This is a genomic window from Runella aurantiaca, assembly GCF_003339505.1.
Classification (GTDB): Bacteria; Bacteroidota; Bacteroidia; order Cytophagales; family Spirosomataceae; genus Runella; species Runella aurantiaca.
Map to the genome: position 1 here is coordinate 224746 of NZ_QPIW01000009.1, position 12379 is coordinate 237124.

At 42.9% G+C, this 12379-nt stretch carries 4 protein-coding genes and 2 pseudogenes; all 6 read left to right on the forward strand.

The window, feature by feature from the left end:
• A pseudogene (locus DVG78_RS13640) lies at positions 1-1458 on the forward strand (type I restriction enzyme subunit R domain-containing protein); the annotation flags it as partial.
• Positions 1458-2189: pseudogene (locus DVG78_RS13645) on the forward strand (M48 family metallopeptidase). The pseudogenes DVG78_RS13640 and DVG78_RS13645, both read left to right, overlap by 1 nt.
• A 115-nt stretch (positions 2190-2304) precedes the next feature.
• Positions 2305-8649 (forward strand): SpvB/TcaC N-terminal domain-containing protein, encoded by a 6345-nt coding sequence (locus tag DVG78_RS13650; protein ID WP_114461622.1) that lies wholly within the window; start codon positions 2305-2307, stop codon positions 8647-8649.
• A gap of 96 nt (positions 8650-8745) precedes the next feature.
• On the forward strand, positions 8746-9525 hold the full coding sequence (locus DVG78_RS13655; protein ID WP_147277077.1) for a hypothetical protein: 780 nt from the start codon (positions 8746-8748) through the stop codon (positions 9523-9525).
• Between the two features lie 7 nt (positions 9526-9532).
• Positions 9533-11167: a LamG domain-containing protein gene (locus DVG78_RS13660; RefSeq protein ID WP_114461624.1), complete on the forward strand. Its 1635-nt coding sequence runs from the start codon at positions 9533-9535 to the stop codon at positions 11165-11167.
• A 99-nt stretch (positions 11168-11266) separates the two neighbouring features.
• Positions 11267-11872 (forward strand): hypothetical protein, encoded by a 606-nt coding sequence (locus DVG78_RS13665; protein WP_114461625.1) that lies wholly within the window; start codon positions 11267-11269, stop codon positions 11870-11872.
• Positions 11873-12379: the final 507 nt, after the last annotated feature.

The following is a 12379-nucleotide window of genomic DNA, read 5'->3' on the forward strand; positions in this document are numbered from 1 at the left end:
TACTACGAGATATTCCAGACTTTCGGCCTCAAAAAATGCGCCATCATCACCAGTTTTGAACCCAACGCCAACAGCGCCAAGCTCGAACACGTAGGCGAAGGAGAAACCGAAAAAGTGGAGCAATATGAGATTTACCAGCGAATGCTCCGCGACTACGGCTTCAAAGACACCGAAAGTTTTGAGGCGTTTGCCAAAGATAAATTCAAAAAAGAACCCGCCCGGATGCAGTTGCTCATCGTGGTCGACAAACTCCTGACGGGTTTTGACGCGCCAAGCTGCACCTACCTGTACATTGACAAACAGATGCAGGACCACGGGTTGTTTCAGGCGATATGCCGCACCAATCGGTTGGGCAAAGAAGAAGAAAACGACCCCTATTTCAAGGAGTTTGGCTACATTGTCGATTACAAAAACCTGTTCGACAGTCTCAATAAATCCATTTCCGATTATACCTCCGACGCCTTTGATGCTTACGAAGAAGAAGACGTCAAGGGGTTGTTAACCAATCGGTTGGAAAAGTACAAAGAGCGTTTGGAGGATGCTTTGGAGGCCGTCCACCAAGTCTGTGAACCCGTGGCCATGCCCAAAGACGAACCACAATTTTTTCATTATTTCTGCGGCGATACTTCCCAACCCGATCAACTCAAAACCAACGAAGAAAAGCGGTTTACGTTTTATAAATTGGTGGTGGAATTGATTCGGGCCTACAACAACATTGCGTCCGAAATCCTGCAAGCCGGTTACACCGATAAGCAGGCCGAAGCCATCAAACAAAAGGTGACGTACTACACCGAGCGCCGCAACAGTGTCAAACTCCACAGCGGCGACTACATCGACATGAAGAAGTTTGAGCCCGAAATGCGTCAAATGCTCGACATGTACCTCACCGCCGACCCCAGCCGCGTATTGTCTAACTTCGGCGACGCCACACTTTTGCAGTTGATCGTCGAAAACGGCATCAACGATGCCCTTGACCGGTTGCCTGAAAGCATTAAAGAGAACAAAGAATCCATGGCCGAAGCTGTAGAAAATAACCTCACCAAGACCATCATCCAACAAATGCCCGTCAATCCCGCCTACTACGAGCGCATGAGTGTTCTGTTGATGGAATTGGTAAGAATGCGAAAAGAAGGTGCCGTAGCCTACGAAGCACTCTTGAAACAATACGAAGAACTCGCCAAACAGGTGCAGCCTTCTACCCCCAAAAGCAACTATCCAACGGCCATCAATACCTCCGCACGGCAGGCACTGTACGATAACCTGGACAAAGAAGAAGAATTGTCGGTAGTGATGGACAGTGCCATCCTGTACGGCAAGCACGACGACTGGCAGGGAAATTTTATCAAAGAAAAGCACCTGAAAAATCAAGTCTTAAAGCCCATTTTGTCCAAATACCAAAAAACGGAGAAACTGGAGCAGATTTTTGAGATCATTAAGGAGCAGAAGGAATATAAGTGATGCAGGAAGAATTACATACACTTACGCTTGGGCCGCGATTATCCATTGATGTGGTGCGTAAAAACATCAAAAACATTCACCTGTCGGTTTATCCGCCCACGGGGCGCGTGCGCATGGCCGTGCCGTTGAGCGTAGACGATGAATCGGTACGGTTGTTTGCCATTTCAAAATTAAGTTGGATACGTCGGCATCAGCGCAATTTTGCCGCACAGGAGCGCCAATCCCCGTGTCAATACGTAGCGCGCGAAAGTCATTATTTTCTGGGGAAACGCTATTTACTGCGCGTTTTTGAGCATAATTCTCCCCCCAAGGTAGAGCTCAAAACCAAAAAGTACCTCGATTTGTACGTACGTCCCACTACCTCGACCGAACAGCGACAAATCATCCTATAGGAATGGTACCGGGCCGAGCTCAAAAAGCAGATAGAGCCTTTATTAACCCAATGGGAAGCTCGCATCGGCGTGTCGGTCAATGACTGGAGTGTCAAACAAATGAAAACCAAATGGGGCACGTGCAACATCGAAGCGCGTAGGGTATGGTTTAATTTGGAATTGGCCAAAAAGCCGCTTCCCTGTCTGGAATACATTGTGGTACATGAATTAATCCACCTGCTCGAACGCCACCACAACGTCGTTTTTCTTTCGTTCATGGACAAATTTCTTCCGAATTGGAGACAACAGAAAAGGGAGCTAAACGCGCTGCCGGTGAGTCATGCGGATTGGAAGTATTGATCTGCACTTTATGGCTTTGACCTGCCGCTTGATAACTTTTTGAAATTTTTATTTGTCGAGTTAGAGGATTTTTTTAGTTTTATGATACCCCCCTTAACTAATCTAATTCTTCTTCATGCGTTTTCGATCTCTACTGCTTTTTATAGCTCTTAGTGTGTTTACAGCCGCTTATTGTCAAACGCCTATACCCGGCAATAATTTCGGGTATACACAAGGTGGCTTTGGCGTTTCTGACGGTGGGGCGGCCACCTATCAAATTCCTTTTGTAATTCCTGCTGGTACTGCCGGGCTTCAACCTAAAATTGGTTTGAGTTATAGTAGTCAAGGTGGTAATAGCTTTGTGGGGCTTGGCTGGTCTTTGAGTGGCCTTTCAAGTATTACGCGCAGTTCCAAAACACGCGCCCAGGACGAAACGGCTGATGCTGCCCAACAAACTAAGGCTGTTTCTTTAGGAATTACCTACGATAAATCTGACCGATTTAGTTTGGATGGAGAAAGATTAGTCTTAGCTCCAGAATCTGTCAATACAGCCATTGCGTTTGATGATAATTATGGTAACGATCAAACAGTTTACTATACGGAACAAAACAGTTTCAGCAAAGTAGTTCTTCATGAAAATAGCACGACTCAAAGTCCACAGTATTTCAGAGTTTGGACAAAATCAGGACTAATATTTGAGTACGGCAATACCACCGATAGCCGAGTAGTTGACCCCACAAAAAATGTAGGTTACCAATGGCTTGTCAATAAAATTGAAGATAGAAAAGGGAATTATATGACCTTTTCTTACACTCAAAACGCTACCACAGGAGAAGTATATCCCAACGAAATCAATTATACAGGGAACGTAGCGGGGGGCTTATCCCCTTACAATAAAGTCAAATTTATATGGGAAGACCGTCCCGACAAATCAAGTGTTTATGGCATTCGTTACCAACAAAAAAATACTTATCAAAAAAGGTTAAAATGTGTTCAGGTTTTCTACCAAACCACACTGGTAAGGGAATATAAACTTTCTTATACTTTCAACCAATATTCTCTACTCACTCAAATTCAAGAATGTGATGGAAGTAGCCCCCAAATCTGTTTTGAACCCACCATTTTTGATTGGTCGAATATTGAACTAGGCTCAGGAACACCCATTGAAGTACCAACTATTCCCAACACCACACCCGAAAAAAGATTGTTTGGCGATTTCAATGGCGATGGATTGACTGACATTGCTACTTGGGATATTCCAGTAAATACGGCCGATGTATTAGTTCAATTTTACATCAATAATGGTTCTGCTGGATATACACTTTCATCAGTCATTAGAAGCACAACGAGCATTCCTCAGGGAGGAAGTAACTTACGTGTACAAACGGGAGAGGTAAACGGAGATAATATCAACGACATTATCGTTACTTGGCAACCAAGTACGGCAGGGGCAAATGATTGTTTGTTCATCGTTTCAAATCCTCCCACTCCAATTGCAGGGGAAGCTTATACATATCCTTGTGTCTATTACACTAAACTTGTTACCATTGGGGGTACGCCTTGGAATGATTACATAATAGACATCAATCAAGATGGTATTTCAGATTTCATTGATTTACAGACCGAAACCATTACAAACAAGCCGATTTTAGCGGGTGCGAGAATAGCCTTAAATCTTCCAACCAACAATGCAACGCAACAATCCTTTTACGGAATGGTAGTACAGCCCGATTTAAACAATAGCGGCTACAACCTTGGGTGGTCAAGTACAACCGAACCGGAAGAATTATTTGACGATGTAAACAATGATGGACTAACTGATATTTTTATTTACGATAAAACAACAGGCGACAATGTCGTAATTTATGCGGAATCGTTTAGAAATTTTGCCGATGCCGCCAATCGTAAAAATCAGTTTAGAGGACGTTTCCGTTCGAGTCAGCGGCAATCTCTCCAAACCTCTTGGATAGCAGGTGCAACGAATAAAATCAATTTGGTTGATTTGAATAGTGATGATTTGCCAGATGTTTTGGTGGTAAAACCTTCTACAAATCAAGTTGTTATCATTCCGAATAAGGGAGATAAAAGTTTTGAAAGTGCCGTCAATCACAAAACCACGACAGTGTCAATCATTAGCACGTTTCCCAACGTCTTTCTGAATGATTTTAATGCTGATGGTCTGATTGACATAACCTTTTATGAGACGGTTAATGGCACAAATAGAACCTATTTGAATAAAGGCGAGTTTGATTTCAATTTTACTTTACCCCTTGCTGATGTAATTCCTACGTTCCGATTTAAAGATATAGGTGCAAACCCCCAACCTTTAATCGGCAATTTTCTAAAAGGCTCGCACAGTGATATGCTTTACTACAATGCCATCAATAATAAATGGTTTGTGCAACGCATGAGACAAAGCCAAGGCTTTACCCTCAAAAAAATTACGAATGGTGCAGGTTTAGTCACTGAAATCCTTTACGATAATTTACTCAATTCGACACTTTATGAGAAAGCCGGACAGGTAACTTTTCCTAACGTAGATATTCAATCGCCCTTGTATGTGGTTTCCAAAATCAAAACCATTACGACAATGGGCGATGAAACTGCAAAAAGATACCGCTACTGTGGGGCAACTATCAACGTAGAAGGCAGAGGATTTAGAGGTTTTACCAAAATCATCGAAACTGATACGATAACCGGTATTTATGATGCTCGCTATTACAGACAGGGCGATGACCAATGGAAATATACGGGTGAAACACTGATAAAAACCGAGCGTTTCTATCAAAATGATGTACTCATTGCAAGAACCGCCCATAATCCTGTTCTGATTGGCTATCCAACAGTAAACCCAACGAGTTTTCATGCTTATGCCAAAGAGGAAGTAGTTGAAGATTTTGTAAAGAACCAAACTCGCCAAACGCGCAAACTCAATGATGCCTACGGGAATCCTACTTACATTGTGGCAGAGTACGGACAAGGCATCAAGGATTCAACAGTCAATGTCTATACCGACAATACGGCATTATGGTTGTTGGGACGGCTCACCCAAGCCACCGTTCATAAAATTGCGCCAAATCTTACTGCGGAGGTTCGTCAGGCGGTTTTTGAATACGATGCAACAACAGGCTTGTTGACCAAAGAAACCTCCGATGCTAATCTGGCCGCCGATAAACGGGTAACAAAGACCTACACCTATGATACGTTCGGTAACATTACCCAAAGTACGACCAATGCCTGGACTGAGTCAGCGTTCCAAAACAGAACCATCCAAACCACGTTTGATGCCCTGACCAAACGCTTTATCGTACAAACGACCAACGCGCTGGGGCATACGGCCACCGCTACCTACGAACAAAAATTTGGACTGCCCTTAACCCAAACCGATGCCAATGGCCTAACCACCACTTTTGAATACGATGGTTTTTCGCGAGCCTCGAAGCAAACAATGCCGGATGGGACATGGACAGCTACCGCTTACCGAAAAGCGAGTGCGACAAATTTCCAAAGCCCAACGGAAGCAGTTTTCCTGACTTATACTCAAAACAGCATTGGGCAAGTTTCCATTGCGCATTTTGATTCGTATAATCGGGGAGTGCAGACCAAAAGCAAAGGGTTTGACGGGCGTTGGGTCATTGCCGATCATACCTTCAGTCGAGTCACCTCGCCCGATTTACGAGAAATCATCAAAGACGGATTTCCTTATTACGAAGGAGAAACATCTACCGGTTTTACCCAAAAAGAATTAGATAGATTAGGCAGAGTGGTAGCCTTGCGAGAAACAAAAATGGGTGGGATGAGATCGGCTACTTCTGAGTATGGCGGGCAGATTATGGAGTTCTACAATTTCAAAAATCAAAAGAAAACCGACGTTGAAGACATCAAAGACCGCATTGTAGAAAGCCGCTGGAATGATGGGAACAATGTCTTTTTTACGTATGATGTTGCCGATAGATTATTAACAATTAAAGATTTCAGAGGCAATACCACAACCAACGAATACGATGCAAGGGGTTTTAAAATCAAAATGATTGACCCCGACATGGGGACTTATCTATACGAATACAACGGTTTTGGCGAATTGACCAAACAAACCTATCCCAATGGCAATGTCGTTACGATGACGTACGATATTTTGGGACGTATGTTGACGCGTGTGGATGTAGATGGCACGACTACCAATACCTACGATACCGGCAACAAGGGCATTGGAAAGCTGATTGCGGTCAGCAGCTATGTTTCCTCTCATACATTCTTGTACGATAATTTGGGGCGAAAGAATCAGGAAACCGTTACAGTAAACGGTCAGACGTACACCACTTCAAACACGTACGATGCGCAGGGAAGACCCAATACGTTGAGTTATCCGGCTACAGGCTTGGTATTGAAGAATGTCTATAATGCGTACGGGTATTTGTCGGAATTAAGAAACAACGCCGATAACAGCCTTTTTTGGCGGCTCAATACCATGGATGCCAAAGGCAATATTTTGTTGCAGGAATTTGGCAACGGCGTGAGAACCGAACAGCAATTTGAAGCTGCTACGCAATACCTGCAATCCATCCGCTCTTATTTCAACGCCACTACCTTACAGCATTTTACCTATCAATTCAACGACTTGGCGCACCTGACCCAACGGCGGGATGAGAAACGAAACAAAACCGAATCGTTTGAGTACGACGGCACCAACCGCTTGATAGAGACAAAAATTGATAACGTAACCGCTACGATGCTCGCCTATGATGAACTCGGGAACATCACCTACAAATCAGACGTGGGTTATTACGAATACGGCGGGGTAAACAACGGCCCGCACCGATTGCTGAATGTGCGTACCAACAACGCCAATGTGCAGTGTTCCTTTACGCTCAATATCAATACGGTATATACCTCATTCAATAAAGTAAAAGTAATTTCCAACGATACCGCACGGGTAGAGGTGTTTTACGGTCCCGATCAGCAACGTATCATGCAGAAAATGTACGTGCGTGATCAGCTAACCCGTACCAAACTCTACATCGGGGGCATTACTGAGATAGAAACCTTTAGCAATGGCAAAACCAAAACCACCCATTTTATTGGCGGGATTGGTATGCAGGTTGTTGAAATACAGGGAGCCACCACCACTACTACCCTAAAATATTACCTCAAAGACCACTTAGGGTCCAATACGGGTTTTACGGGAGCAGGGGGAGTATTGCTCGAAGAAATGAGTTTTGACGCTTGGGGCCAACGACGAAATGCCGATTGGACACCGCTTACAACGGCTTACAACGGTAGCCACGAAAGAGGCTTTACCAATCATGAGCATTACGACCTCTTTGCTATGATTGACATGAACGGGCGGGTGTATGATGCAGTCTTAGGTCGTTTCTTACAGCCCGATCCTTTTGTGCAGGATATGACTGATTTACAGGACTTAAATCGGTATAGCTACGTTGGAAATAACCCGCTGAGCTATACGGATCCAAGTGGTTACTTCTTTAAGAAGATTTTTAAAGCGATTAAGGCGGTCGTAAATTTTGTAAAAGAGAACTGGAAGCCATTGTTAACTATTGCCGTGGCAATCGCTGTAACTTATATTACAGGAGGAATTGGTGCTACCTCTTGGATTGTAGCTGCTAAATCAGGGGCCGCCGCAGGATTTGCTTCAAATGTCACAGGAACATTACTCAATGGTGGTGGGCTTGGAGACGCCTTAAAATCGGGGTTTAGAGGTGCGATAATTGGCGCTGTTAGTGCCGGATTAACCTATGGAGTTGGGCAATGGGCAGGTGAACTAGCCAAGAGCCCCACGGCATATGAATATGCTCGTTATTATGGTATCAAAGTTTTAGGACATGGGACAGTTCAAGGGCTTATGGCAGAGGTCAGAGGTGGCAGTTTTGGAAATGGGTTTATTACGGGGGCTGTTTCCGGAGGAACAGAAGATTTTATAGGTGATAATTTTACAAGTTTTGGGAGCAAGGTTACTGCTGCGGCAACTGTTGGCGGGGTAACCTCTGAATTAGCTGGTGGAAATTTTCAAAATGGGGCTATGACTGGAGCGTTTGTGATGATGTTTAACAAACTTTCTGAAGATCAAATGATGGCTATGGTATATCGGGATGCTATTGAGCCAGTATATCCTGAATTATTTTTCTTGCCAGGCCCTAGAGTGCTGAGATTTCTTGCACAGAATGCCCAGACTTTGTACAATTATTTTTCGGGAAACACTTTATATAAAACTCCGGAAGATTTAGTCCAAGCAGCGCAGCCATTTAGACGTTTAACAGATCCAAATAAATTTGAATCCTCTATTAATGGAAATGCTCAACAAATTTATTCCAATTTGACAAGCAATGGCCAGCAACTCAGTAGCGGAGCTACAAGGTTTCCCAATGGTACCACTACGACACTGTACAACTCGTCTAATAGTGGTGCTGCTACTATTCAAGTGCAAACAGGGCCTACTATATATAAGATAAGAGTAGTTCCTTAGTGTATAGTTTTATGCATTAAAACGTCTCACTTCAAATAACCCAATATGTTTAGTCTTTGGAGGTATTTTGTAATTGGCATATTGTTAATTAGTAAGGTGGCTCTTGCCCAAACCACCACTGTACTAACCTACGATGCCAACGGCAATCGTATCAGTAAGCAGATAAAAGGCAGTAGCCCGTACCCAACGGTAACGGCAAGCCCAGAAGCGGTAGCGCCAAGTCAGCCAAGTACGCTTTTGGCTTCGGGCTGTACGGGTGGGAGTATTCAGTGGCAACCCCTTAATCAAGCGGGTAGTCAAATTGTCGTAAATCCTGCTGCAACTACCCAATATACTGCCCAATGTGTGGTGCAAGGCTGTGCCAACAATGGTTTTGCCAAACAGACCGTTACGGTTATTAATTGCCCTACGGTATCGCTTACCGTAACGGCCAATCCTACCTTGGTCAAGTATGGGCAGTCGGTTAATCTGTTCGCTTCCGGATGCAACAATGGCACGGTGTCTTGGTCATCAGGAAATGTGGGTTCTCCAACCATAACATCCATTTATGGTGCAGCCACTATTTTTACGGCCACTTGCAAGTCCCTGTATTGTCCCGATTTGGGTACTGGCACAGTCGTCGTAGGTGGGCAAACAGGCTGCCTCCCTGGTGATGTACTCATCACGAAACAAAACGGAGCTTGGAGCGATGCTAGTACTTGGGTTTGCGGTAGAATGCCTACAAGCAGCGATATTGTTTACATCAGCCATCAAGTAACGCTGTACGTCAACGCCAGCGGTACTGGAACGTCTGGGTATGCTAAATTCATCATTCAAGGCAGAGATGGTACGTTGATTTATGACAATCTCAGCAAAATAATCATCCCTCAAAATTAACAAGACCATGGAACAGTTAACCAAAACCTTCGCTGCCATATTAGTGATTTCCACGCTCACTACCTTGTTTGCTTTCTCCCAAGCCCCCACTAATGGTTTAGTAGCCTACTACCCTTTCAATGACAATGCCATCGATGCCAGTGGTAACAACCGCGATGGTGGCATTGTTGCAGGAGGTTATGCAGGCGTAATCCCAACCACCGACCGTTTCGGAGTTGCCAATCGTGCTTATGCTTTTAACGGGCTTGGTGGACATATAACTGTTTCTAATTGGAATATTTTAGCTGGAAATGCACCAAGAACTATGATGCTTTGGTTTAAAACATCAGTATCTACTACTAGTAGTAATTTTCAATCTATTTTATCCTGGGGAGGTTGGTTGTCAGATGCTTTTTCACGCATTGTAATACGTAAAGGAGGTTCAGGGATTTTAGGCTTCGATGAGAGTAACGCAAATCAGTTATTTGTTCGAAACCAATTCCAGTATTATGACAATCAATGGCATTTGATTGCAGTTACTTTTGATGGTAGTACTCTTAATTTATATTTAGATGGAGTTTCCCTGCAAAATAAAACTACCACACTCAATACTTCTTCAAACTCATTCAATTATCCTTCAAATTTAATTATTGGAAGTGATGAGAGTAATGGTTTTTTCACTGGATCATTAGATGATGTGAGAATTTATAATCGAGCTTTAACCGCAAATGAGGTCCAACAAACCTATGTTGTAGAAGCCCCTACTACCTCCACAGCAGAGATAATCAAATTGGGGGCAGATAGGTTTATTCATACTGCTGGTACAGATAACACTTTTGTGGGTCTGCGAGCAGGCGGATTTGGAAATAGCATTGGTAGTACGTTTGTTGGTAAAAATACGGGTATAAATAATATAGGGTCTCATAATGCTTTTTATGGCTTAAACGCTGGTAGTTTAAACACAACAGGTGGGAAAAATACTTTTTTGGGGAAAGGAACGGGAGAATTTAATACTGCTGGTTCTGAAAATGTTTTCAATGGATTTGAAGCTGGCAAATTAAACACAACAGGGTCATTTAATTTATATATCGGTAGCAGTGCCAACGGTTTTGGCGCTAACGCCGCATCCTTGCAAAGGGCGGCGGCGGTTGGCTACAATGCACGCGTTTCTATCAATGACGCCATCGTTTTGGGCGATTTTCAGAATAACAATGTGAAAGTAGGCATTGGTGTCCATGACCCACAGCATAGATTAGACGTGAAAGGCGTTATTAATATGCGTGCAGCACTTAATAGCCCCGGCCTTAAAATCAACGGACGGGATTTCTTAGGGTTAGATGAGCAAGGCGAGTTTATTGTTTCCAATTTCAAAATGAAATACCAATCCGAAAACCAATGGGCTGATCGGGTTTTTAAGAAAGGATATATATTGATGCCTTTGGCACAGTTAGATGAATACATTCAGGAGCATGGGCATCTGCCGGGGATTCCCACGGCAAGCGAAGCGGTTGACCAAGGCGTAAGCACCCAAGAGATAACAGCAAAATTACTGGAAAAAGTAGAGGAGTTGACGCGTTATGTGATTGAGCTTAAAAAGGAGAACGAAAGCTTGAAAAAAGACTATCAGGAAGTGCTCAAACGGCTTCCTGCGGGTAATAAGTAATGTCAGTAGCACTAAAAATATGATTTTTAATTTCTTAAAAATCGCTTAAAATAGGGTATTTTAAGCCTATATTTGTTCTTCATATTAACGGCAAAAACAATGAAGAACCAAACAATCAACTTCCGGGTGGATGAAACCACCAAATTACACCTTAAAGAAATTGCGGAGGAGTTAAACTTCTCTGAAAGCGAGTTTATCCGCAAAGCCATTTTAAGTTTCAGGGAATTAACAAACCAGGCACAGGGTGCAGTACTGGACAAAGAGAAAATTCAGGAATTGGAAGGCCAAATCAAGCGCTTTAGTTATGTGTTGGACACCTATGAAAAAAATGAAGCCTTCAACTCACTTTTTCAAAAGTACAGGGGGCATACGTTAGAAGGTATAAAAATCAATTACAAGTCTGACCTAATAGAATTGTTGGCTAAAAGGGCTACGGTAGAGGTTATGGAAGACAATGCAGATGAAGCAACATTTTCGCTGTCACCAGTAACGCTACGGGCCCAATTAACACCCGAAACAGTAGAGGAACCTGTGACATGGCAAGATATATTCAACGGTCTAAAACGTAATTGGGTTTGGTTGGCTGGATTAGGCATTGCCTTGATAGTCTTTTTATACTGGCGATGGACAGCGACAATGAAAATGCGCCCTAAAATCGTGCAGTTTACACCTTCTAAAACAGAAGAAACCAAGCTTGCGGCCTAGTGTAGTTACAAATGTACTTACGTTTTCGGTTGTCAGCCAAAGTAGTAAGATATATGTTATGTTTACTCAAAAACCCACATTACAGGCTTGTAACGTGGGTTTTTGAATTTAGACGATTAGGTAACCTTTTATTTCAACCGTTCAAAAGAGGATGTATATACAAGTGTATGTACAGTTTGTATGTACAAAATGTTGAAAACTCGTATTGGTTGTAGGTGCTTTGTTGCATGGATATTAAATGGTCGTAAAGTACAATTAAAAATACAATTTGTACAATATTAAAAAGAGTCAAATCTCCAGAAATAGGCTAAATTGATTGAAAAAAACTCGGTTTCTGTATAGGTTTTTACATTAATCTATGCTAAATGCGAACCATGCAACTGTCCTCATTCCCCGAACCGTATCCATTTAAAAGTAGAAAAAATTATAAATTTCACTTTTAAACGGTATCCAAATGAAAAAAAGCAATTTTACAGAGGAGCAAATCGTAACGATTTTGCACAGTCA

Bases quoted from the DNA above. Each gene is read 5' to 3' on its own strand.
- DVG78_RS13650 (WP_114461622.1), top strand. From the start codon at position 2,305: ATGCGTTTTCGATCTCTACTGCTTTTTATAGCTCTTAGTGTGTTTACA.
- DVG78_RS13660 (WP_114461624.1), top strand. From the start codon at position 9,533: ATGGAACAGTTAACCAAAACCTTCGCTGCCATATTAGTGATTTCCACG.
- DVG78_RS13665 (WP_114461625.1), top strand. From the start codon at position 11,267: ATGAAGAACCAAACAATCAACTTCCGGGTGGATGAAACCACCAAATTA.